Here is a 23,935-nt window from a genome sequence, read left to right as displayed (position 1 = left end):
GGGGAACGGTCAGAGGATGTTCGCGTAGTCCGCTTCGATGCGGTCCAGGCTGAGGTGGTTGAGGAAGTTCGAGAAGCACATCCAGGCCGACAGCGCGTTGAGGTCGCGGAACTGCGGCGGCAGGTACTTCGGCGGCGCCACCAGGCCCTCGTCCACCAGTTGGCGCAGGGTGCGCATGTCTTCCAGGGTGGTCTTGCCGCAGAACAGCAGGGGGATCTGTTCGAGCTTGCCCTTGCGCACGGCGAGCTGGATGTAGTTGTAGATGAGGATGAAGCCCTTCAGGTAGGACAGGTCCTTGGTGAACGGCAGGCCATCCGGGGTCGAGCCGCGGAAGACCCGGCTGGCGTTCTGGTAGCTGTCCTCCAGGCTGTAGCCCTGCTCGCGGTAGAAGTGGAACACGTCGAGGAAATCGGCGCCCTCCTCGGCCATGTGGATCGCCCGGGTGCGATTGGTCAGCTTGCGCAGGCGGGTCGGGTAGGAGGCGAAGGCGATCACCTCCATCAGGATCGCCAGGCCTTCCTGGGTCACGGTGGAGGACGGCGGTCCCTTGGCGAGGAAGGTGCAGATCGGCTGGCTCAGGCCGTTCAGGGTGGTGCCGACGTGCACCAGGCCCTCGTGGACCTCCAGCGCGCGCACGTCGCGCTCGTTGAACAGGGCGTCGGCGCGTACCTTGATGTAGTCGGCGCCGGCCGCCGCGTCGGCGACGATGCCGTCGGACTCGAACACGCGGATGGTGCCCTCCTCCTCGCCGAACACGGTGTTCAGCCGCGCCTGGAGGATCGGCACGACCTCCTTGGCGGTCAGGGTCTTGGGTTCGTCCTTGAGATCGCCGCGGTCGGCGATGTTGTTCAGGTAGTCGGAGAGCATCAGGCCGAGGTCGGCCAGGGTCGGATCACCGGCATGGAAGGCGTCCGAGGCCGAGCCGTAGAGTTCCTGGGAGATCAGCCCGAGGTCCGGGGTGCCGCGCGCCTCGAGCATGCGAATGACCATTCGGTATTCCTTGCACATCCGCCGCATGATCTGCCCGACCGGGTTGAACTGGCCCAACTGGCGGGTGATGTCGCGCTCGATGTTCTGGAATTCCTGCTTCTTGGCGCTGGCGTCGAAGGCCAGCGGGCGGCTGTCGTAGTAGCCGCGGTCGACCTTCGGCGCATGCTTGCCGCGGCCCTTGAGGAAGTCCTGGCGGATCCCGTCGTCCCATTTGATCGCATCCAGCACGCGGATCGGCGTCTGCGCCTCGACGATGCGATCGGACAGGGAGCGGATGATCTTCTGGTAGTCGTTCTGCGCCTTGCGCTGGCTCATCGGCAATCTCATTGGGTGACCCGCTGGAAGCGGGCGGCCTCGACGAACACGTCGGAATTGGCGGGATCGTTCAGGTAGGCGAAGACCTTCTCCAACGGGCTGCGCACCAGCGCGCCCTTGCCCTGCTCGCTGTCGACGGTCTCGCCGTCGAGCTGGCCGGCGCCGAGGTCCTCGACGATGCGCTCGACGTCGAGGTTGTAGATTACCAGCTCGTCACCGTCGGTGATCTCGAAGCCGGCGATGACGAAGTTGCCGCCCAGGCTCTTCGGCAGGCCGGCCGACAGGTACCAGCGCTTGCCCTGGTGGGAGACGGTGAAGCCGTAGTCCTCCAGGCTCTCGGTATTGTCCTTGCTGTCCACGTAGCTGACCGCGCGGTAGACATTGCTGCCGGAACGGGTGATCTCCAGGAATTGTTCTTCCTTCCACTCGTTCTCGCGGCTCCAGGTCCCGAGCAGGTGGCTCGGCGCCGCCTCGCGCGGCGGTATCGGCTCCTTGAAGGTGACCAGGCAACCGCCCAACAGCAGGAAACTCAGGACCACCAGGCAACGCCAGGCTTTCATCACACGCTCCTTAGGAACCCTCCGCTACCTGCGACCGGCTGGCCGAGGGAAGGTTCGGGTATGAAAAACCCCGCCATGGCGGGGTTGACGCTCAGGTCACAGGCCCATGACCAGATTCAGGTACCGTCTGAGTATGGCGCGCATTTCGTCCACGGCCAGTTGCTCGACCCCGTCCACGAGGCCCTGATATTCCATCTGCAGAATAATCGACGTCAACACCTTGGCGTCCTGCTCGGGCTGCCCGGAACCGAGCACCTGGAAGAAATGCACGGCGCCGAGGGAGAGGATCCGCTGGTGGGCATCGGCCAGTTCGCGCAGGCGCGGGTTGAGCAGCGCCTCCTGGCGGAAGGCCTGTTCGGCCAGCAGGTGCTCGCGGCGCTCGGTGAGCTGGACCTGGACATACTGCACGGCCAGCTCGACGATCCGTTCCACCAGCGAGCCACGGGCGCCGGGGTCGTCGGCCAGCACCGCGGCCATCTCCTGGAGGTCGCCCTCCACGCTGCTCCAGAACGCCGACAGCGCCTCTGCGTTGCGCTCGACGAAGAGGGCGAAGGTGTCGGTGATGAGATCGTCGATGTCCTTGAAGTAGTAGGTGGTGGCCGACAACGGCACCTGGGCCTCGGCGGCCACCGCGCGGTGGCGCACGGCCCGTACGCCGTCGCGGACGATCAGGCGCATGGCGGCATCGAGAATCGCCTGGCGCCGCTGCTCGCTGCCCTGGCGGCTGGCCTTGCGGCCCTGGTAACGAACGCTTTCGGCTACCGCGCTGGCGGCCTGCGCGGCGCTGTCTCTGGGAGCTACTCGGGACACGGTGTTTCCTCCGCTCGCGGACGATGGAGCATTGTTCGGACTTTTTCGCGTGGAATCAATCGGCCGCTACCGGGGAAGCTCCGATCCCACCCGCACCTCCCGTGGTCAGCCGGCAGATCGGCGGCTATCGACCCCTGGTCCGGCGGCCGAGACACCGCGCGGCCATGAAAAAACCGCCCGAAGGCGGCTTTTCCATGGACTGTTGCGGCGCTCAGGCCTGCGGGCGCATGTGCGGGAACAGGATCACGTCGCGGATCGACGGCGAGTTGGTCAGCAGCATCACCAGGCGGTCGATGCCGATGCCTTCGCCGGCGGTCGGCGGCATGCCGTATTCCAGGGCATTGATGAAGTCGGCGTCGTAGTGCATCGCCTCGTCGTCGCCAGCGTCCTTCTCCTTGACCTGCAGCATGAAGCGCTCGGCCTGGTCCTCGGCGTCGTTCAGCTCGGAATAGGCGTTGGCGATCTCGCGGCCGCCGATGAACAGCTCGAAGCGGTCGGTGACGCTCGGGTCTTCGTCGTTGCGGCGGGCCAGCGGCGAGACCTCGAAGGGGTAGCGGGTGATGAAGTGCGGCTGCTCCAGCTTGTGCTCCACCAGTTCCTCGAAAATCATCACCTGCAGCTTGCCCAGGCCTTCGTGGCCGAGGACCTTGGCGCCGGCCTTCTTGGCGATGGCCCGCGCCTTCTCGACGTCGTTGAGGTCGGCGGCGCTGATCTCCGGGTTGTACTTGAGGATCGAATCGAACACCGACAGGCGCACGAACGGCTCGCCGAAGTGGAAGACCTTGTCGCCGTAGGGCACGTCGGTGGTACCGAGTACCGCCTGGGCCAGTTCGCGGAACAGTTCCTCGGTCAGGTCCATGTTGTCTTCGTAGTCGGCGTAGGCCTGGTAGAACTCGAGCATGGTGAACTCGGGGTTGTGCCGGGTCGAGACGCCTTCGTTACGGAAGTTGCGGTTGATCTCGAAGACCTTCTCGAAACCGCCGACCACCAGGCGCTTGAGGTACAGCTCCGGGGCGATGCGCAGGAACATGGCCATGTCCAGCGCGTTGTGATGGGTCTCGAACGGCTTGGCCGCGGCGCCGCCGGGGATGGTCTGCAGCATCGGGGTCTCCACTTCGAGGAAACCGCGCTCGCTGAGGAAACGGCGGATGTGGGCGATGACCTGGGAGCGCACGCGGAAGGTGTGGCGGGTTTCCTCGTTGACCATCAGGTCGACGTAGCGCTGGCGGTAGCGCTGCTCGGTGTCGGTCAGGCCATGGTGCTTGTCCGGCAGCGGACGCAGCGACTTGGTCAGCAGGCGCACGCTGGTCATGTCGACGTACAGGTCGCCCTTGCCCGAGCGGGCCAGCACGCCTTCGGCGCCGATGATGTCGCCCAGGTCCCAGGTCTTGATCTCGGCCAGGGTTTCTTCCGGCAGGGTCTTGCGGTTGACGTAGACCTGCAGGCGCTCGCTGCTGTCCTGGAGGACGATGAAGGAACCGCGGTTGAGCATGATCCGACCGGCCACCTTGACCGGGATCGCTGCAGCTTCCAGCTCTTCCTTGGTCTTGTCGGCGTACTGTTTCTGCAGGTCCGCGAAGTAGGCGTCGCGGCGGAAGTCGTTGGGGAAGGCGATGGCCCGGGCTTCGCGCACGGCGGCAAGTTTTTCCTTGCGCTGGGCGATCAGCTTGTTTTCTTCCTGTTGCAGTTCGTGCTGGTCGAGTTGTTGGTCGCTCATGGTCTTGGTGGTTCCTGGTTAGGCTCTCTTGCCTGTGGAAACGGATTGCGCAACAGGGGCGAAAAGCGTAGCGAACGCCGGCCAGGCAAGGCGGGAAATGGCAAGGACGCGGCGTTCACGATCGTAAACGAGCAGTCCGAACCATTTTCCAACGCGGCCTGGCCAGGCGCAGCAGCTTTACAGCCCCTGTTTGAGGCTGGCTTCGAGGTATTCGTCTAGATCGCCGTCGAGCACCTTGTCGCAGTCGCTGCGCTCGATACCGGTACGCAGGTCCTTGATCCGCGACTGGTCGAGCACGTAGGAGCGGATCTGGTGGCCCCAGCCGATGTCGGACTTGGAGTCCTCCAGGGCCTGGGACGCAGCGGTACGCTTCTGCATTTCCAGCTCGTACAACTTGGCCCGCAGCATCTTCATCGCGGTGTCCTTGTTGGCGTGCTGGGAGCGTTCGTTCTGGCACGCCACCACGGTATTGGTCGGCACGTGGGTGATCCGCACCGCCGAATCGGTGGTGTTCACGTGCTGACCGCCCGCGCCGGAGGAGCGGTAGGTATCGATGCGCAGGTCGGCCGGGTTGATCTCGATCTCGATGTTGTCGTCGATTTCCGGCGATACGAACACCGCGGTGAACGAGGTGTGGCGACGGTTGCCGGAGTCGAACGGACTCTTGCGCACCAGGCGGTGCACGCCGATCTCGGTGCGCAGCCAGCCGAACGCGTACTCGCCCTTGATGTGCACGGTGGCGCCCTTGATGCCGGCGACCTCGCCCTCGGACAGCTCGATGATAGTGGCGTCGAAGCCGTGCTTGTCGGCCCAGCGCAGGTACATGCGCAGCAGCATGTTGGCCCAGTCCTGGGCCTCGGTGCCGCCGGAGCCGGCCTGGATGTCCAGGTAGGCGTTGTTCGGGTCCATCTCGCCGCTGAACATGCGGCGGAACTCCAGCTTCTCGAGGATCTCGCGCAGACGCTCGACTTCGTTGGCAACGTCGTCGACGGCGCCCTCGTCGTCTTCCTCGACCGCCATGTCCAGCAGGTCGCGGGAATCGGCCAGGCCGCTGGTCAGGTCGTCCAGGGTTTCCACCACCTGCGCCAGCTGGGCGCGCTCGCGGCCGAGGTTCTGGGCGTATTCGGGGTTGTTCCAGACGTTGGGGTCTTCGAGCTCGCGGTTTACTTCGACCAGGCGATCATGCTTCTGATCGTAGTCAAAGATACCCCCGAATGGTCTGGGTGCGCTCGGAGAGGTCCTTGATGCTGTTGAGGATCGGGTTGATTTCCATGGCTGGCGCTCACTCGCGGGAAAACGTCGAAAAGCTGCGAAGTATACTGCACTTGCGCCCTGCGGGCAGTACGCCGGCCTCTATTTAATGCCGGCCGGCGACGCATGGCCGCCGCGCGCCGCTCAGCCCGCCGGGGCTGGCGGCACCGGCTGTTCCATCAGGCCAACCTGGTTGCGGCCATTGTTCTTGGCCTGGTAGAGCGCCTGGTCGGCCATCTCGATGAGAACCCGGAAGGTCTGTCCGCCGCCGCCCGGCACCAGGGTGCTGACGCCGATGCTGACGGTCAGGTACGAGCCCGGGCGTGGCTGGTCGTGGCTGATCTGCAGGCTCTCCACCGTACGCCGGACCTTTTCCGCCAGCAGCCGCGCGCCGCCCGGCGAGGTGCCCGGCAGGACCATGGCGAACTCCTCGCCGCCATAGCGCGCCGCCAGGTCCGAGGAGCGACTGCAGCCCTCGCGGATGGCCCCGGCGACCTGGCGCAGGGCCTCGTCGCCGGCGACGTGGCCGAAGGTGTCGTTGTAGCTCTTGAAATAGTCCACGTCGATCATCAGCAGCGACAGTTGCGACTGCTCGCGCAGCGAGCGGCGCCACTCCATCTCCAGGTATTCGTCGAAGTGACGACGGTTGGAGAGCCCGGTCAGGCCGTCGGAGTTCATCAGCCGCTGCAGCACCAGGTTGGTCTCCAGCAACTGCTGCTGGCTCTCGCGCAGCGCCCGATAGGCCTCGTCGCGTTGCTGCAGGGCGATGTACGAACGCGAGTGGTAGCGGATCCGCGCCACCAGCTCGATGGCGTCCGGCAGCTTGACCAGGTAGTCGTTGGCGCCGGCGGCGAACGCCGCGCTCTTCACCGTCGGCTCTTCCTTGGTCGACAGGACGATGATCGGGATGTCGCGGGTCGCCGGGTTGCCGCGGTAGGCGGCGAGCAGCGTGAGGCCGTCGACGCCGGGCATCACCAGGTCCTGGAGGATCACCGTCGGCTTGATCTGGTTGGCCACCGCCACCGCCTGCTGCGGATCGGAACAGAAGTGGAAGTCGATGCCCGCCTCGCTCGCCAGCGAGCGACGCACAGCCTCTCCGATCATGGCCTGATCATCGACAAGCAGTACCATGACCGCGCCGTCCAGAGGGGCGCCCAGGTCGGTCTTGCTCTCATGAGGGTTGTGCATGTTTCTCTCCGGGACCGGGGCCCCTCGTATCAAATTGAATGCTGTTCCACGCACCGCCACGGCGGGCGTCGGCGCCTACCCTGGCGCCTGGCCGGACTCGCGCCCGGCTAATCGAATACCTCCGCCAGGCGCGGGGCGATCTTTTCCAGGGAAAGGATCTGCACCGCGGCATCGATCGCCGCCGCGGCCTTCGGCATCCCGTAGACAGCGCAACTGGCCTGGTCCTGGGCGATGGTGAGGAAGCCGCGCTCGCGCATCTGCTTGAGGCCCTGGGCGCCATCGCGGCCCATGCCGGTCAGCAGCACGCCCACGGCATCGCCACGCCAATAGTTCGCCACGCTCTCGAAAAACACGTCGATGGACGGCCGGTACACGAAAGAACGCGGTTCGGCGGTGTACACCAGCGAACCGTTGCGCAACAGGCGGATGTGATTGTTGGTCCCCGCCAGCAGGATCTGCCCCGGTATCGGCGGCTCGCCATCGCGCGCCAGGCGCACCGGCAGCTTCGATTCGCTGGCCAGCCATTCGGCCATGCCGGCGGCGAAGACCTCGTCGACATGCTGCACCAGCACCACCGCGGCATTGAAACTGGCCGGCAGTTGCTTGAGCAACACCGCGAGCGACGCCGGACCGCCAGCCGAGGCGCCGATCGCCACCAGACGCTGGCGCGCCCCGCCGGCCTTCGGCGGCACCACCTGAACCTTGCCGCGGTTATCGCGCTGGCCGATCAGCCAGCCGACGTTCTGAATCTTGCGCAACAACGGCGCCGCCGCCGTTTGCGGGTTGCCGATGCCCAGCGCCGGCGTGTTCACCGCATCGAGCGCCCCATATCCCATCGCTTCGAAAACCCGGTGCACATTCTGCTCGATATCGACGGTAACAATCACGATCGCGCAAGGACTTTCCGCCATGATCCGACGAGTTGCCTCGACGCCGTCCATCACCGGCATGAGCAGGTCCATCAGCACCACGTCGGGCGTATCGGCGGCGCACTGGGTCACCGCCTCGGCACCGTTGCTGGCGACCCAGACGATCTGGTGCTGCGGCTCGAAGGCCAGCGCGCGGCGCAGCGCCTCGACGGCCAACGGCATGTCATTGACGATTCCGATCCTCAACCCTGTGCTTCTCCGATCAGGACGACGACGGCATCCAGCAAGGCCTCATCGTGGAAACTGGCCTTCGCCAGATAATAGTCGGCGCCGGCGTCGAGACCGCGCCGACGGTCCTCCTCACGATCCTTGTAGGACACCACCATCACCGGCAGCGACTGCAGGCGGCTGTCGCGACGCACCAGGGTGACCAGTTCGATACCGTCCATGCGCGGCATGTCGATATCGGTGATGAGCAGGTCGAAATGCTCCGAGCGCAGGGCGTTCCAGCCGTCCATGCCATCCACCGCCACTGCCACGTCGTAGCCGCGGCCGAGCAGGAGCTTGCGTTCCAGCTCACGCACCGTGAGCGAGTCGTCGACCACCAGGATGCGCTTGCGTTGCGCCCCGCCGGCCTGCCGCCGGCTGCGATCGATGCGCTCCAGGCGGCCGCTGCTGAGCAGCTTGCCGACCGAATGCAGGAGGTCCTCGACGTCCAGGATCAGCACCGGCGAACCGTCGTCCAGCAAGGCGCCGGCGGAAACGTCGCGCACCTTGCCCAGGCGCGGATCGAGGGGCATCACCACCAGGGTGCGCTCGCCGACGAAACGCTCCACGGCGACGCCGTAGACTGCATCGCGGTCGCGCACCACCACCACCGGGATGGCCCCTTCGGTGCGGCTGCTCTCGGGCCGCTGCAGCAGTTGCGCAGCCGAGACCAGGCCGACATGGCGCCCCTCGTACCAGAAGTGCTGGCGACCTTCGAGCTGGACGATCTCCTCCGCTTCCAGCTCGCACATGCGCTCGATGTGCGCCAGCGGGAAGGCGTAGGCCTCCTCGCCGATCTCCACCACCAGGCTGCGCACCACGGACAGGGTCAGCGGCACCTCGACGTGGAACAGCGTGCCCTGCCCCTGGCGTTGCTCCATGCGCACGCCGCCGCGCAACTGGCGGACCATGTGCTGCACGGCGTCCAGTCCGACGCCGCGACCGGACACCTCGGTGACCTGCTCGCGCATGCTGAAGCCGGGCAGGAAGAGAAACGCCAGGAGTTCCTCCTCGCTCAGTTGCGCCGCGGTCTCGGCGGTGGCGAACTGGCGATTGAGCACGGTCTCGCGCAGGCGCTGCAGATCGATGCCGCCGCCGTCGTCGCTCAGTTCCAGGACCAGCATGCCGGCGTGGTGGCGGGCACGGATGGTGATCCTGCCCTCGGCCGGCTTGCCGGCGGCGAGGCGGGTTTCCGGCGCCTCGATACCGTGATCGACGGCATTGCGCAGCAGGTGGGTGAGCGGCGCTTCGAGTTTTTCCAGGACATCCCGGTCGACCTGGGTGCTTTCGCCCTCGACCAGCAGGCGCACCTGCTTGCCCAGCGAGCGGCCCAGGTCGCGAACCATCCGCGCCTGGCCGCTAAGGACGTCGGCGAACGGTCGCATCCGCGAGGCCAGCGCCGCGTCGTAGAGCACCTGGGCGCGCTGGCCGCCCTGCCAGGCGAACTCGTCGAGATCGGCGATGTGCTGCACCAGCATCTGCTGGCATTCGCCGATCAGTTGCCGCGCCTCGCCGAGCATGGCCTGGGCCTGCGGGTCGAGGGCGGTTTCCTGGACCGTCTCGCGTACCACGTCGAGCGCGCGGCTGGCGCTGGACTGCAGGCGACGCAGGCGTTGCAGGGAATCGGCCAGCGGCTTGATGCGCTGGAACTCCACCAGCGACTTGCTGGAGATATCCAGCAGCCGGTCCAGGCGCTCGGCGGTGACCCGCAGGACCCGGCTGCGGCGCTCCTCGGCCTGTTCGCCGCCCGCCTGCCCGGCGGGCTCCTCGTCGTTGTCGTCGCTGGCGGCCGCTGACGCCGCTGGCGGCGCCTCGGGGGCCGCTTCCGGCAGGCCGGGAGTCGTCGCCGGCAGCTCCGCGCGGGCCAGCGGCAGGCCGCTGCGCACCAGGCCTTCGAGGCGCTGCACCAGACCGTCGATCTCTTCCCGCCCGGCGCCTTCGGCCCAGCCTGCGTCGCCGGCGGGCGGTGTGCCGATACGCAGCAACAGGTCGCAGCCCTGGAGCAACGCATCGATATGTTCCGATTGCAGGAGCAGGCGTCCGTCCTGCGCCTCCACCAGGCAATCCTCCATGACGTGCGCCACGCGCACGCCGGCGTCCAGCCCGACAATCCGCGCCGCGCCTTTCAGCGAGTGCGCGGCGCGCATGCAGGCTTCCAGTTGGTCGGCCTGGGTCGGGCTGCGCTCCAGCGCCATCAGGCCGGCGTTGAGCACCTGGGTCTGGGCCTCCGCCTCGAGCCGGAACAGCTCGAGCAGCGACGCGTCTCTCATCTGGTCCGGGGTCATGCCAGGCTCCGCGCTACGGCTTGCAGGAGAGGGCCTTCGTCGAGCAGGGTGATGCTCCGCTCACGCCATTGCAGCACGCCGGCCACGTGCCGGCGCGAGGCCTGGCCGTCGGCGTGGTTGGGCGGCAGTATCCGCGCCAGCGGAATCGCATGGATGCCGTCGACTTCCTCCACCGGCGCCACCACCGGACCGCCGGCGGCGGAAATGATCAGCATGCGCGGAACCACCCGGCGCTCGCTGACCGGCGCGGCGCCGGGTTCGAGATCCAGCAGTTCGCCCAGGGAAAGACAGGCGACCAGCGCGCCGCGCACGTTGGTCACCCCTTGCAGGGCGCGCGAGCGCTGGTGCGGCAGGGAATGGATAGGGTTCATCGGCGCCACTTCCACCAGGCTGCCGGTGGCCAGGCCGAACCACTCTTCGCCCAGGCGGAACACCAGGATCGAACGCGTCTCGCCGAGGTCGCTCTGTTCGCGCTGGCTGTCCATCGTTTCGGCGCTGTCGAGCTGGTCCTGGCGCAGGGCGATGCGGTCCAGCAAGTAGGTCGCCGCGGCAGCGTAAACCTCGCAGTTGCGGCAATGGACATGCTCGGCCAGGCGTTCGCAGGACTTGTCGCCATGCACGCCGATGCGGTTCCAGCAGTCATCCACCTGTTGGGTATCGAGCAAGGTCAGGCTCGCCTCAACCATCTTTGTTCACTCCACGGGCCGCACGTTGCTGCAGGCGCCGGGCGCCGGCATGGTCGCCGCGAGCGGCGAGCAGCGCCGCCAGGTGCGCCAGCGCCTCGGCGTGCTGCGGCTCCAGGTACAGGGCCTTGCGGTAGAAATCCTGGGCTTCCTGCTCCTGCCCGGCGACATCGCTGAGCAGCCCGAGCCAGTAGAAGACCGTGGCCGACGGCCCACGCGCGGCCAGTTGACGCTCGCAGGCGGCGCGCGCCTCGCGGTGCTGGCCGGCATCCGCCAGGCGGGCGATTTCGTCGAACTCGCCGACGGGACTGGCGAGAGGCTGGCCGCTGGCTGGCGGAACCAGGCTGGACAGGCGTTGGCGCGGTTTCGCCGGTGGCGGCGGCGAAGGCCGAACACTCGCACGTTCCGCGGCGGCGGCAACGACCGGGCGCGCTCCGTCGCTCACCGCTTTGGGCCGCGCGCCGCGGGGCGCCTCGCTGGTCCGGCGGAACACGAAAGACAGCGGCACGCCGATCGGCTGCATGCCATGCTGGCTGAGCAGGCTCGCCTCGGCTGGTCCGATGAACATCGCGCCGTCCGGCCGCAACAGGCGCTTGAGCACCTCGACCACCTCGCTCTGGGTCGGGCGGTCGAAATAGATCAGCAGGTTGCGGCAGAACACGAAATCGTAGGGTGCCTCGCCCGCCAGTAGCCCGGGATCGAGCAAATTGCCGCAGCGGAAGCGCACCTTGCGGCGAACCTGCTCGGCCAACTGGTAGCCATCGGCAACCTCGCTGAAATGGCGGTCGCGAAACCCCAGTTCATCGCCGCGGAAGGAATTCCTGCCGTACACCCCGAGGCTGGCGCGCTCGATCACCCGAGCGCTGACGTCCAGGGCGTCGACCTCGAACAGGTACTCGGAGAGCCCGGCATCGAGCAAGGCCATGACGATGGAATACGGCTCCTCGCCGGTGGAACAGGGCAGGCTGAGGATCCTTAGCGCGCGTCCGCCGCCCAGGCTCGGCAGGCGCTCGAAGGCCAGCCTGGCGAGGGTGGTGAACGACTCCGGGTAGCGGAAGAACCAGGTCTCCGGCACCACCACCGCTTCGATCAGCGCCTGCACCTCGCCCGGCGAGCCGTTCAGGCGCATCCAGTATTCGTCCTCGTCGTGCAGCGCGAGGCCGCTCATGCGCTGGCGTACCGCGCGCTCGATCACCGCGCTGCCCACCGAGCTGGCATCCAGGCCGATCCTGCTCTTGAGCAGGCGTTCGAAGCGATCGTTCATGCCGCCCCCTCGCCGCACTCCGGCGGAAACAGCAGGGCACGCACTTCGTCAGGCAGCAATGCCTCGACCCGCACCCATTGCACCAGTCCCCGCGGACCTTCATAAACCGGACCGAGATAGCGGGCCTCGCCGTTGTCCAGGCCATAGTCGCGGAACGCCGACGGTTCGCAGCGCAGGGTATCGGTGGCCTGTTCGAGGATCAGTCCGAGCCAGACCGGCTCCCGGTCCTGGCGGGCGCGGTATTCGACCAGCACGATGCGCGTGCTGGTGCGGGCCAGCGCCGCGCGGCCGAAGGCCATTGCGCAGAGGTCGAGCACCGGGACCAGGACGCCGCGATGGGAGAACACCCCGGCGACCCATTCCGGCGCCTCCGGAATGCGCTTCAGGCGCAGCAGCGGCAGCACTTCGACCACTTCGCGGGCATCCAGGGCATAGCGGTCGCCTTCCATGCGGAACAGCAGGAACAGCTTGCTGGTGCGTCGATGATCGCCGGTGGAGCGGGACACGGTCACAGCCTCAGACTTTGAAGCGGGATACGCCGTTGCGCAGCCCGTTCGCCACCAGGTTCAGCTCATCGATGGCGAAGCTGGCCTGGCGCAGCGACTCCACGGTCTGCCCGGTGGCCTCGCCCAATTGCACCAGCGCCTGGTTGATCTACTCGGCACCGGTAGCCTGGGCCTGCATACCCTCGTTGACCATCTGCACCCGCGGCGCCAGCGCCTGCACCTGCTGGATGATCTGCGACAGTTGCTCGCCGACCTGGCCGACCTCGGCGATACCGCGGCGGACCTCCTCGGAGAACTTGTCCATGCCCATCACCCCGGCCGATACCGCCGACTGGATCTCGCGCACCATCTGCTCAATGTCGTAGGTGGCGACCGCGGTCTGGTCCGCCAGCCGGCGCACCTCGGTGGCCACCACGGCGAACCCGCGGCCGTACTCGCCGGCCTTCTCCGCCTCGATGGCGGCGTTCAGCGAGAGCAGGTTGGTCTGGTCGGCGACCTTGACGATGGTGGTGACCACCTGGTTGATGTTGCCGGCCTTCTCGTTGAGGATCGCCAGCTTGGCGTTGACCAGGTCGGCCGCACCCATCACGTGGTGCATGGTTTCCTCCATGCGCGCCAGGCCCAACTGGCCGGAACCGGCCAGGGTCGAAGTCTGCTCGGCGGCACCGGAGACTTCGCTCATGGTCCGCACCAGGTCGCGCGAGGTGGCGGCGATCTCGCGAGAAGTGGCGCCGATCTCCGTGGTGGTCGCAGCGGTTTCGGTGGCGGTGGCCTGCTGCTGCTTGGAGGTCGCGGCGATCTCGGTGACCGAGGTGGTGACCTGCACCGAAGAACGCTGGGCCTGCGACACCAGGCCCTTGAGCTCTTCGGCCATGCCGTTGAAACCGGTCTCGATGGCGCCGAATTCGTCACGCCGGCCGAGGTTCAGGCGTGCGGTGAGGTCGCCACCGGCCATCAGGTCGAGGCTGCGGACGATCTTCTGGATCGGCTGGGTGATCGCCCGCAACAGCAGGAACCCGCAGATGCCGGCTACCACCACCGCCAGCAACAGGGTCACCAGCATGCTCAGTTCGGCGTCGTCCACCGCGTTGACGATGTTCTCCGAGGCGCGATCGGCGATGTCCTTGTTCAGCTCGATCAGCTCGTTGAGGTACTTGCGACCGTCGCGCCAGTGCTCGGTCAACGGGCCGGCGACGAGCTTGCCGGCTTCTTCGAAGCGTTTCTCGCGATACAGCTCGAGCACCTTGTCGTGCTGCTCCAGGTAGGCCTTGCGCACACCCAGGAAGCCGGCGAGCAGTTCGTGGTCGCGGGCCTCGTCCGGGTTCATGGTCTTCTGGTAGGAGGCGATCTGCTGGTCCAGGCGCTCCTCGCTGGCAAGGATGCTGTCAGCCTCGGCCTTGCTCAGCTCGTGGTCGTCGGTGACGCCGAACAGTTCCTGGGTCTGCAGGTAGTTGTCGGTCCACGAACTGCGTACCAGGGTGATGAAGTACATCCCCGGCATGGCGTCGTCCTGGACACGGTAGGCGCCCTTTTCCACCGTCAACATCTTCACGTACGCAGTAGCGGCCATCAGCAGCATGATCGCGATGATCACGGCGAAACTTGCCAGGATTCGCTGGCGAACAGTCCAGTTCTTCACATTTTTCCCCAAGACTCGAGTCCGGATTCGTTCCTGCCGCCACAACGGCCCGTCAATCGCGCGGACTGTATAGGCCGTCCCCGGCACCGGCAAGCAGCGCCATAGGGTTTTCCCGCTATTGTAGGCGCTGGAAAGGCGTTTTTTGACGCCAGAAGTGTGGCAGAAAGACAAAGAAAGAAAACTGGCAAGCCAGACTTTTCTGAGAAGACAGGCACATCACGGAGGGAATGAGCGCCCCGTCCCCATGCCGGGAACGGGGCGCGATGTCACCGGTGGATGTCGGTATGGCGGGTTTCGCGGAGGAACAGCAAGGCGCAGACCAGGCTGCCGCCGGTGATCAGCACCGGATACCAGAGGCCGTAGAAGATGTCGCCGGTGTACACCACCAGGGCGAACGAGACCGTGGGCAGGAAGCCGCCGAACCAGCCGTTGCCGATGTGGTACGGCAGGGACAGCGAGGAATAGCGGATGCGGGTCGGGAACAGTTCGACCATCAGCGCCGCCAGCGGGCCGTAGCAGAGGGTGGAGATCAGCACCAGGGCGAAGATGATGGCGATCACCATCGGCTTGTTCACCTGGTTACCGTCGGCCTGCTGCGGGTAGCCTGCCGCCTTCACCGCGGCCGCCATCGCTTCGGCGTCGAAGCCGGCGATCTCGGTCTCGCCGACCCGTATCCTGACGTCGCTGCCGGCGGGCGCCGCCACCGTCGAGTAGGGCAGGCCGGCCTTGACCAGGAAGGTCTTGACCTTGTCGCAGGGGCTGTCGAAGGTCGCCTTGCCCACCGGGTCGAACTGGAAGGTGCAGGTCGCCGGGTCGGCCACCACGCTGATCGGCGACTGCCGGCTGGCCTGGTCGATGGCCGGATTGGCGTAGTGGGTCAAGCCCTTGAACAGCGGGAAGTAGAACAGCGTGGCGAGCAGCAGGCCGGCCAGCAGCACTGGCTTGCGGCCGATGCGGTCGGACAGCCAGCCGGCGACGATGAAGAACGGCGCGCCAAGCACCAGGGCGACGATCAGCAGACCGTTGGCGGTGCCGCCATCGACCTTGAGCACCTGGGTGAGGAAGAACAGCACGTAGAACTGCGCCGTGTAGAAGGTCACCGCCTGGCCGGCATTGATGCTGAACAGCGCGGTCAACACCACCTTCAGGTTGCCCCACTGGGTGAAGGACTCGCGCAGCGGCGCCTTGCTGACCTTGCCCTCGGCCTTCATCTTGAGGAACGCCGGCGACTCGCGCATGGACAGGCGGATCCAGGTGGAAATGCCCAGCAGGACGATGGACAGCAGGAATGGCAGGCGCCAGCCCCAGGTCTCGAACTCGTCGCCGGTCAACTGGCGGCAGGCCAGGATCACCAGCAGCGAGAGCAACAGGCCGAGGGTCGCGGTGGACTGGATCCAACTGGTGTAGCTACCGCGCTTGTTCGCCGGGGCGTGCTCGGCGACGTAGATCGCCGCGCCGCCGTACTCGCCGCCCAGGGCCAGGCCCTGGAGCATGCGCAAGGTGACCAGGATGATCGGCGCGGCGACCCCGATCGAGGCATAGGTGGGCAGCAGGCCGACGGCGAAGGTCGACAGCCCCATCAGCAGGATGGTCACCAGGAAGGTGTACTTGCGCCCGATCATGTCGCCCAGGCGGCCGAACACCAGCGCGCCGAAGGGCCGCACCAGGAAGCCGGCGGCGAAGGCCATCAGGGCGAAGATGAAGGCCGTGGTGTCGTTGACGCCGGCGAAGAACTGCTTGCTGATCACCGCCGCCAGGGCGCCGTAGAGGAAGAAGTCGTACCACTCGAAGACCGTGCCCAGCGAGGAGGCGAAGATCACCTTGCGCTCCTCCTGGGGCGTGGTCGCAGGCACTGTGTAGGAAGGGGTCGTTGCGTACTCGGTCATTGCGGCTCTCCCGCCCCTTGTGGGGGCTCTTATTGTTGTCTGCCATTTCCGTTTTCAGCGTCGACCGCTGCGGCGCCGGGCGCCACGCGATACGGGGTGTAGCGATCCTCAGGCCTCCACCGCCTCCTTGCCGCCGGTAGCCATGGCGCTTTCGACGACCTGCGGTGCGGCCTCGCGGCGGCGCTCGGCGAGAATCATCTGCGCCGCCTTCTCGGCGATCACCAGCACCGGCGAACAGGTGTTGCCGGAGGTCAGGCTGGGCATGATCGAGGCATCGGCGATACGCAGGCCGGGGATTCCGTGCACCCTCAATTGCGCATCCACCACCGCTTGCGGCCCCTGGCCCATGCGGCAGGTGCCGGCAGGGTGGAAGATGGTGGTGCCGATCTCCGCCGCGGCGCGCTGCAGATCCTCTTCGCTGCGGTATTCCGGGCCGGGCTTGTACTCCTGCGGACGGAAGGCGGCCAGCGCCGGCGCGGCGGCGATGCGGCGGGTCAGGCGAATGGCGTCGGCGGCGACCTTGAGGTCGCGCGGATCGCTCAGGTAGTTGGGCTGGATCGACGGCGCCTCGCCCGGGTCGAGCGAGCGGATGCGCACCGTTCCCCGGCTGTGCGGACGCAGGTCGCAGACCGACGCGGTGAACGCCGGGAAGGCATGCAGCGGCTCGCCGAAGCGATCCAGCGAGAGCGGCTGGACGTGGTATTCGAGGTTGGCCGAGGGCTGCTGCGGATCGGAGCGGGCGAAGGCGCCCAGTTGGCTCGGCGCCATCGACAACGGCCCGCTGCGGCTCGCCAGGTAGCGCAGGCCCATGCCCAGCTTGCCCCATAGGCTGCCGGCGATCTGGTTGAGGGTGGGAACGCCGTCGACCTTGTAGATCATGCGCAGCTGCAGGTGATCCTGGAGATTGCCACCGACCCCGGGCAACTCGTGGACGACCCCGGCGCCGAGCTGCTCCAGCAGGTCCCGCGGGCCGATCCCGGAGCGTTGCAGCAGGCACGGCGAACCGATCGCGCCGGCGCTCAGGACGATCTCGCGGCGCGCCTCGAAGCGCTGCTCGCGGCCCTGCCAACGGACCGACAGGGCCCTGGCGCGGCCGTCCTCGAGGAGCACCCGCTGGACTTCGGCATGGGTCAGAACCGTCAGGTTGGCGCGCTGGGCGATGCCGCGCAGGAAGCCTTTCGAGGCATTCCAGCGCACCCCGCCGCGCTGGTTGACCTGGAAGTAGCCGCAGCCTTCGTTGTCGCCACCGTTGAAATCCTCGACGCTGGCGATGCCGGTCTGCGCCGCCGCCTGCTGGAAGGCATCGAGCAGCTTCCAGGAGAGCCGCTGGCGTTCTACCCGCCATTCGCCTCCGGCGCCGTGCATTTCGCTGGTCCCGGCGAAATGGTCCTCCATCCTGCGGAACAGCGGCAGCAGCTCTCTCCAGCTCCAGCCCGGATTGCCTTCGGCCACCCACTGGTCGTAGTCGCGGGCCTGGCCACGCATGTAGATCATGCCATTGATCGAGGAGCATCCTCCGAGCACCTTGCCGCGCGGGTACTTCAGGGAACGACCGTTGAGCCCGGGGACCTCGTCGGTGTCGAAGCACCAGTCGGTACGCGGGTTGCCGATGCAGTAGAGGTAGCCGACGGGAATGTGGATCCAGGGATAGTTGTCCGGACCGCCGGCTTCCAGCAGCAGGACACGGTTGGCAGGGTCGGCGGAAAGCCGGTTGGCCAGCAGGCAGCCGGCAGGTCCGGCGCCGACGATGAGGTAGTCGTAGGTATCCAGTACCTCGGGCATGGCGAGCCTCGTCTTGTCGTTCTTGTGATGGGCCGTCGGACCTGCGGATGACCGGCAAGTCTCGAACGGCTTGAGGCTAGTCGTTCATTCGCGATAAAAAAACAAACGTTTCGGGGCAGCTATTGTTCGTTTTCTAACAACGCCCCCTCGGCCCGGCAGAAGGCGCTCCCCATGTTCGACTGGAATGACCTGCGTTTCTTCCTCGAGTTGCAGCGCAGCGGTCGCCTGCTGACCGCCGCCAAGCGTCTCGGCACCACTCACGCCACGGTGGCCAGGCACATCGAGAACATCGAGCGCGACCTCGGCACCCAACTGTTCGCCCAGCACACCGGCGGCTACCAGTTGACTCCGGCCGGCCAGGCGCTGCTCAAGCACGCCGAGGCGATGGAGAACACCGCGCTGCTCGCCCAGGAAGAAATGAGCCAGAGCATCTCGCCGCTGGGGCAGATCCGCATCGGCGTCACCGAAGGCCTCGGCAGCGTCTTCCTCGCTCCGCGCCTGGCGCAATTGATGCGCCACTACCCGGGCCTGGAGGTCGAGCTGGTCTCGGTGCCGCGCTTCGTCAGCATCACCAACCGCGAAGCGGACATCGCCATCTCCCTAGACCGGCCGAGCGCCGACCTGGTGATCACCCGCCTGCTGACCCGCTATCGCCTGGCGTTGTTCGCCAGCCCCGCCTACCTGGAACAGGCGCCGCCGCTACGCGACCGCGACGACCTCGGCAGGCACCAGTGGATCGGCTACGTCGACGACCTGCTGTTCAGCCAGGAACTGATGTTCCACCACAGTTTCTGCCGCCACCCGCAGGTCGTGTTCCGCAGCACCAGCGTGGTCGCCCAGCAGCAGGCGGCGCAGGCCGGCATCGGCCTGGCGATCCTGCCGCACTTCATGGGTAGCCGCGATCCGTTGCTGGTACCGGTGCTGCCCGAGGAAAGCATCCAGCGCGAGTACTGGATGAGCACCCGGCGGGAGCTGCACCGCTCGGTGCGCCTGCGGGTGGTCTGGGACTTCCTGCTGGAGCTGTGCCAGCGCGAGCGGGAGGTTCTGCTCGGCCCTTCGGCGACGCCGCCGCCATGATGGCGGCGGTTATCCACGGAACGACGCTCCGCCGTCTCAGGCCAGGCGCTGCAGCGCCTGTCTGGCCTGGTTCTCCAGCTCCAGCTTGAACGAGGGTTCCAGGCGCAGCTGCCGCGCCAGCTCCTCGAGGTAGGAGCGCTCCATGAAGCTTTCCTCGTCGACCATCAGCAGGCTGGCCAGGTACATCTCCGCGGCGATCTCCGGGGTGCTCGCGGCACGGGCGATCTCGGCCGGGTCCAGCGGCTTGTTCAACTCGCGCTCCAGCCAGCCCTGCACCTCGCGGTCGCTGGTCAGCTTGGCCACCTCGCCTTCGATCATCTGCCGTTCGCGCTCGTCGATGTGGCCGTCGGCCTTGGCCGCACCGACGATGGCCTGGAGGATCGCGTGGCTATGCACTTCGGCCTGGGCTTCCGGCAGGCGGTCGACGGTCTGCGGCTGCGCCTGCGGCGCGGCGCCGTTCTGTTGCTGCTGCCAGTTGTTGTAGGCCTTGTAGGCGATCACCCCGAGCGCGGCGAGGCCGCCGTAGGTGATCGCCTTGCCACCGAACTTGCGCGCCTTCTTGTTTCCCAGCAGCAGGCCGATGGCGCCGGCCGCCAGGGCTCCGCCGCCGGCGCCGGAAAGCAGGCTGCCGAGCTGTCCGCCGCCGCTGGCGCCGGGCTTGCCGCCGGTCTTGTTCTGCAACATTTCCTGCCCGGACTTGAGCAATTGGTCGAGCAAACCACGGGTATTCATGAGGAACCTCCAGGACGTTCGGTAACAACCGGATTCGACCGACTCTAGCCCTTCGCGTCCGCGCTGCCCGCCGGGAGTTTGCTTCGAGATATTGCCGGCCTCCGCGGACACCTTGGCAAAGCGCGACGCATGTCACATTTTTCCAGATAGAGGCCTAGTGCCAGCAGAAAGCCCTTCGACGCGCCGGCATGGCCCTCTAAACTCCGCGCCCGCCCGCGACTGCGGGTCGGCGTCCAACGCCAGCCGCTCCGCGCGCATTCGCAACAGCAAACTGTGAACATGGCTCCCCCGAGCCACCCACTGCCTCGCAAAGGACTTCCCATGACCATCTCCCGCCGCGACTTCCTGAACGGCGTAGCCCTGACCATCGCCGCAGGCCTGACCCCCGCCGAGATCCTCCGCGCCGCCCCCGGCGGCCGCTACTATCCGTCCGCGCTCACCGGCCTGCGCGGTAGCCATCCGGGCGCCTTCGAAGTCGCACACCAGATGGGCTGGGAGAAGAAGACCTTCGATGTCGACCACCTGCCGATCGAAGAGGAATACGACCTGGTGGTGGTCGGCGGCGGCATCAGCGGCCTCGCCGCCGCCTGGTTCTATCGCGAACGGCACCCCGCGGCGCGCATCCTCGTCATCGAGAACCACGACGACTTCGGCGGCCATGCCAAGCGCAACGAATTCCAGGCCGGCGGGCGCACCATCCTCGGCTACGGCGGCAGCGAGTCGCTGCAATCGCCGAACGCCCTCTACAGCGAAGACGCCAAACACCTGCTGAAACGCCTGGGCGTCGAGCTCAAGCGCTTCGAGACAGCCTTCGACACCGACTTCTACCCCGGCCTGGGCCTGTCCCGCGCGGTGTTCTTCGACAAGGCCAGCTTCGGCGTGGACAAGCTGGTCAGCGGCGACCCGACGCCGATGGTTGCCGACGAGGTCCCCCGCGATCGTCTCAATGCCCGCTCCTGGCGCGCCTTCATCGGCGACTTCCCGCTGAGCCGCGAAGACCGGGAGGCGCTCATCGCGCTGTACGAATCACCTCGCGACTATCTTGCCGGCAAGAGCGTGGAAGAAAAGGAAACCTACCTGGCGAAGACCAGCTACCGCGACTACCTGCTCAAGAACGTCGGGCTCTCGGAAACCTCGGTGAAGTACTTCCAGGGCCGCAGCAACGACTTCTCTGCCCTCGGCGCCGACGCCCTGCCGGCGGCCGACGCATACGCCGCCGGCTTCCCCGGCTTCGACGCCCTCGGCCTGCCGCAACCCAGCGAGGAGGCCCAGGCGGAAATGGACGAGCCGTACATCTACCATTTCCCCGACGGCAACGCCTCGCTGGCTCGGCTCATGGTGCGCGACCTGATCCCCGCGGTGGCGCCGGGCCGAGGCATGGAGGACATCGTCATGGCCCGCTTCGACTACTCGAAGCTGGACCTCGCCGGGCACCCGGTGCGCCTGCGCCTGAACAGCACCGCCGTCAGCGTGCGCAACCGCGCCGGCGGCGTCGATGTCGGCTACAGCCGCGCCGGCCGCCTGCACCGGGTACGCGGCAAGCACTGCGTGATGGCCTGCTACAACATGATGGTGCCGTACCTGCTGCGCGACCTCTCCGAGGAGCAGGCCCACGCGCTGAGCCAGAACGTCAAGTTCCCGCTGGTGTACACCAAGGTATTGCTGCGCAACTGGCAGGCCTGGAAGACGCTCGGCATCCACGAGATCTACGCGCCGACCCTGCCCTACTCGCGGATCAAGCTGGACTTCCCGGTCGACCTCGGCAGCTACCGGCATCCACGCGACCCGCGGCAGCCGATCGGCGTGCACATGGTCTACGTGCCGACCACCCCGAACGCCGGCATGGACGCCCGCACCCAGGCTCGCGTAGGTCGCAGCAAGCTCTACGCGATGAGCTTCGAGCAACTGGAAAAGGACATCCGCGACCAGCTCCAGGCCATGCTCGGCCCGGCCGGCTTCGACCACTGCCGCGACATCACCGGCATCACCGTGAACCGCTGGTCGCACGGCTACTCCTACTTCATGAATACCCTCTACGACGACGAGGCGGAAAGCGAAGCGCTGATGGAACTGGCGCGAAGCAAGGTCGGCAATGTCGCCATCGCCAACTCGGATGCGGCCTGGGATGCCTACGCCCATGCCGCCATCGACCAGGCGGTCCGGGCAGTCCGCGAACTGGGTTGAAGGACGGCGACGGCAGCGGGACCCGCGCTGCCGTCGCGCCCTTCCGATGTCCAGCAAGACTGACAGAAATGTACTGACAGAGATTTCAACCCCTACTCCACGAAAGCCGTTCAAAGACCCTATGTTTCTCGGCCTCCCCTCGAAATAACCTAGGGAAAACACATAGGAAATTTCCCACTAGCATTCAGAAAAGTCCTGATTAAACCGACAGACACCATCGCTAGAATTCGAGCCCGTCCGGAGCTGCCTCCTGGCGGATTATCCGCCTGTCGGCGTTGCCGGTAGCCGCTGCGGAAACCTCCACCTCGATCGGGTTCGATTTCATGAAAACACGCGTCATCCTCGTCGACGACCACGCCCTCACCCTGATCGGCATGCGTTATCTGCTGAGTGCGTACGACGACCTGCGGATCGTCGCCCAGGCCCAGGACGCCGACGGCTTGCTGGCGCAGCTCGAAGCGCACCCCTGCGACCTGCTGATCACCGACCTGATGATGCCCGGCAGCCGGCAGGCCGACGGCTTGCGCCTGGTGCAGAAGGTCCGGCGGCGCTATCCGGACCTGCCGATCATCGTCGTCACCATGCTCGGCAACCCGGCACTCGTTTCATCCCTGCTCAAGCTGGGCATTCACGGCCTGGTGAGCAAACGCGGCATGCTCGACGATCTGCCCAAGGCGATCCGCCACGCCGGCCGTCGACCATTCATCTCGCGCTCCATCGCACACCTGCTGGAAGTGGGCGAAGCCGAGCACGGCAAGCCGCTGGCCAGCCTCGAACAACTCACCCCGCGCGAAGTGGAAGTGCTGCGCCTGTACGGCAGCGGCCTGGCGGTCGGGGAAATCGCCATCCGACTGTGCCGCAGCAAGCAGACCATCAGCGCGCAAAAGAGCAGCGCCATGCGCAAGCTTGGCCTGGACAGCAATGCCGGACTCTTTATCTACATCCGGGAAAACGGCCTGGCCTGAGCAGCGCGGCCGCGATATGTCCGCCCCGCCAGCCCGCTTCGCAAGGTCCGCGCAGCAGCTAGAATGTCCCGCAGCGCCGGGCGTCATCCGTGCCCGCCTCCGCCAAAGGACTCTTTTCACATGGACCGTAACCGCCGCCTCTCCGCCCGACTCTGCCTCCTGCTGCTGGGACTCGCCAGCCAGGCCGAAGCCCGCGAACCGCAGCCCTGCGCGTCGCGACTGCTTGACGCCGTAGCCAGGCAGGTCGGCCACGATGGCTGGATAGCCCCTTCGTACGAATCTTCCGGTCCGTTCCTCGCCGTGGCCTGCAAGCCCTGGCCGGACGACCCCGCGCAGACGGTGATCGCCATGGCCTACCTGGATCCGGGCGACACCGCCGTGGAAGGCGAACGCCACCCGCATCTGCTATTGGCCAAGGCCGACAGCCGCAGCGGCAAGCTGCTCGAACGCTACGACAGCGACTTCGAAGAAGACGCATCCGTCGCCGTCGGCAGCGACAGCCTCTGGCTGGACACCGCGCGCTACCGCCTGAGCCCGACGGTGCGCGCCTTCGGCGTGGTGTTCCATAGCGTGGCGCGTGGCGCCAGTTGTCCGGAAGCCGGCTTCGACAACCTGCTGACCCTGGTGGTGCCGGCCGGCGAAGGCAAGCTGCGGCCGGTGCTCAATACCTACCTGGATCAGTGGAGGACGCTGAAAGGCTCGGTCTGCTCCGCCGAGCCCGGGTTCGAACAGGAAGTCTCGCACCTGACCCTGGAACTCGGCCGCGGACGCTCCAACGGCTTTGCCGACCTGGTCGTCACCTCGCGGGTCAGCGACGGCGAAACGGAGAACGGCAAACCCTTGCGCACGGTGAAGCGCACGCTGCGCTATGACGGCGAGCGCTACCCGTTCGAGGAGTATTCGGACTTCTGGCACCGCCAGTGAGGGAAGGCCGTGGCCACCAGCCACGGCGAAACAGCGGAACC

Annotated in this window: 18 protein-coding genes and 1 pseudogene; 4 read left to right on the top strand and 15 right to left on the bottom strand. The window is 66.7% G+C overall.

Annotated elements, in window-relative coordinates; genetic code table 11:
- Positions 1–9: 9 nt before the first annotated feature.
- From HMPREF2924_RS29955 to HMPREF2924_RS29890, 14 genes and pseudogenes are all read right to left on the bottom strand, one after another.
- Positions 10–1,305 (bottom strand): flavohemoglobin expression-modulating QEGLA motif protein, encoded by a 1,296-nt coding sequence (locus HMPREF2924_RS29955; RefSeq protein ID WP_003092515.1) that lies wholly within the window; start codon positions 1,303–1,305, stop codon positions 10–12.
- A gap of 8 nt (positions 1,306–1,313) precedes the next feature.
- Positions 1,314–1,865 (bottom strand): hypothetical protein, encoded by a 552-nt coding sequence (locus tag HMPREF2924_RS29950; protein ID WP_003129900.1) that lies wholly within the window; start codon positions 1,863–1,865, stop codon positions 1,314–1,316.
- A gap of 96 nt (positions 1,866–1,961) precedes the next feature.
- Positions 1,962–2,675, bottom strand: coding sequence for a TetR/AcrR family transcriptional regulator (locus HMPREF2924_RS29945; protein WP_003092520.1), 714 nt, complete (start codon positions 2,673–2,675; stop codon positions 1,962–1,964).
- Positions 2,676–2,886: 211 nt separating this feature from the next.
- A complete protein-coding gene (lysS, locus tag HMPREF2924_RS29940; protein WP_003092523.1) occupies positions 2,887–4,392 on the bottom strand; it encodes a lysine--tRNA ligase in 1,506 nt (501 codons plus the stop codon).
- Between the two features lie 177 nt (positions 4,393–4,569).
- A protein-coding gene (gene prfB, locus HMPREF2924_RS29935; protein ID WP_010895661.1) for a peptide chain release factor 2 occupies positions 4,570–5,665 on the bottom strand; the annotation gives its coding sequence in 2 pieces (ribosomal slippage) (positions 4,570–5,592 and positions 5,594–5,665; 1,095 coding nt in all).
- Positions 5,666–5,787: 122 nt separating this feature from the next.
- Positions 5,788–6,831: a Wsp signal transduction system regulator diguanylate cyclase WspR gene (gene wspR, locus HMPREF2924_RS29930; protein ID WP_003092531.1), complete on the bottom strand. Its 1,044-nt coding sequence runs from the start codon at positions 6,829–6,831 to the stop codon at positions 5,788–5,790.
- Positions 6,832–6,938: 107 nt separating this feature from the next.
- Positions 6,939–7,946: a Wsp signal transduction system protein-glutamate methylesterase WspF gene (wspF, locus tag HMPREF2924_RS29925; protein ID WP_003092534.1), complete on the bottom strand. Its 1,008-nt coding sequence runs from the start codon at positions 7,944–7,946 to the stop codon at positions 6,939–6,941.
- Entirely contained in the window at positions 7,943–10,252 is a 2,310-nt protein-coding gene (gene wspE, locus HMPREF2924_RS29920; RefSeq protein WP_003129896.1) for a Wsp signal transduction system sensor histidine kinase WspE, read from the bottom strand. The genes wspF and wspE overlap by 4 nt, the downstream gene beginning before the upstream one ends.
- Positions 10,249–10,938, bottom strand: a complete 690-nt coding sequence (locus HMPREF2924_RS29915; RefSeq protein ID WP_003103738.1) for a chemotaxis protein CheW — start codon at positions 10,936–10,938, stop codon at positions 10,249–10,251. The genes wspE and HMPREF2924_RS29915 overlap by 4 nt, the downstream gene beginning before the upstream one ends.
- The gene (locus HMPREF2924_RS29910; protein ID WP_003129894.1) at positions 10,931–12,199 is read right to left on the bottom strand and encodes a CheR family methyltransferase; all 1,269 of its coding nucleotides are present in this window, start codon (positions 12,197–12,199) and stop codon (positions 10,931–10,933) included. The genes HMPREF2924_RS29915 and HMPREF2924_RS29910 overlap by 8 nt, the downstream gene beginning before the upstream one ends.
- A complete protein-coding gene (locus tag HMPREF2924_RS29905) occupies positions 12,196–12,711 on the bottom strand; it encodes a chemotaxis protein CheW (protein WP_003129892.1) in 516 nt (171 codons plus the stop codon). The genes HMPREF2924_RS29910 and HMPREF2924_RS29905 overlap by 4 nt, the downstream gene beginning before the upstream one ends.
- 4 nt (positions 12,712–12,715) lie before the next feature.
- A pseudogene (gene wspA, locus HMPREF2924_RS29900) lies at positions 12,716–14,344 on the bottom strand (Wsp signal transduction system chemoreceptor WspA).
- Between the two features lie 266 nt (positions 14,345–14,610).
- Positions 14,611–16,230, bottom strand: coding sequence for an MFS transporter (locus HMPREF2924_RS29895; RefSeq protein WP_003129886.1), 1,620 nt, complete (start codon positions 16,228–16,230; stop codon positions 14,611–14,613).
- A gap of 108 nt (positions 16,231–16,338) precedes the next feature.
- A complete protein-coding gene (locus tag HMPREF2924_RS29890) occupies positions 16,339–18,012 on the bottom strand; it encodes a GMC family oxidoreductase (protein WP_003129884.1) in 1,674 nt (557 codons plus the stop codon).
- A 171-nt stretch (positions 18,013–18,183) separates the two neighbouring features.
- Between HMPREF2924_RS29890 and HMPREF2924_RS29885 the strand changes: the two genes are divergently transcribed.
- Complete coding sequence (locus HMPREF2924_RS29885) at positions 18,184–19,089, top strand: LysR family transcriptional regulator (RefSeq protein ID WP_003092552.1); 906 nt, start codon at positions 18,184–18,186, stop codon at positions 19,087–19,089.
- A gap of 36 nt (positions 19,090–19,125) precedes the next feature.
- Here HMPREF2924_RS29885 and HMPREF2924_RS29880 read toward each other — a convergent pair whose 3' ends face one another.
- The gene (locus HMPREF2924_RS29880; protein ID WP_003092554.1) at positions 19,126–19,821 is read right to left on the bottom strand and encodes a tellurite resistance TerB family protein; all 696 of its coding nucleotides are present in this window, start codon (positions 19,819–19,821) and stop codon (positions 19,126–19,128) included.
- 321 nt (positions 19,822–20,142) lie between these two features.
- Between HMPREF2924_RS29880 and HMPREF2924_RS29875 the strand changes: the two genes are divergently transcribed.
- The 3 genes from HMPREF2924_RS29875 to HMPREF2924_RS29865 all read left to right on the top strand — a co-directional run bounded on the left by HMPREF2924_RS29875 (position 20,143) and on the right by HMPREF2924_RS29865 (position 23,894).
- Complete coding sequence (locus HMPREF2924_RS29875) at positions 20,143–22,005, top strand: flavin monoamine oxidase family protein (protein WP_003129883.1); 1,863 nt, start codon at positions 20,143–20,145, stop codon at positions 22,003–22,005.
- A gap of 323 nt (positions 22,006–22,328) precedes the next feature.
- A complete protein-coding gene (locus tag HMPREF2924_RS29870; protein WP_003109630.1) occupies positions 22,329–22,970 on the top strand; it encodes a two-component system response regulator TtsR in 642 nt (213 codons plus the stop codon).
- A 120-nt stretch (positions 22,971–23,090) separates the two neighbouring features.
- Positions 23,091–23,894, top strand: a complete 804-nt coding sequence (locus tag HMPREF2924_RS29865; RefSeq protein WP_003129882.1) for a PA3715 family protein — start codon at positions 23,091–23,093, stop codon at positions 23,892–23,894.
- Positions 23,895–23,935 lie beyond the last annotated feature (41 nt).

The sequence above is a fragment of the Pseudomonas sp. HMSC063H08 genome (assembly GCF_001813645.1).
Taxonomy (GTDB): Bacteria; Pseudomonadota; Gammaproteobacteria; order Pseudomonadales; family Pseudomonadaceae; genus Pseudomonas; species Pseudomonas aeruginosa.
The sequence above is the reverse complement of the archived record's forward strand: the minus strand, read 5'-3'. Positions and strand labels throughout refer to the sequence as shown.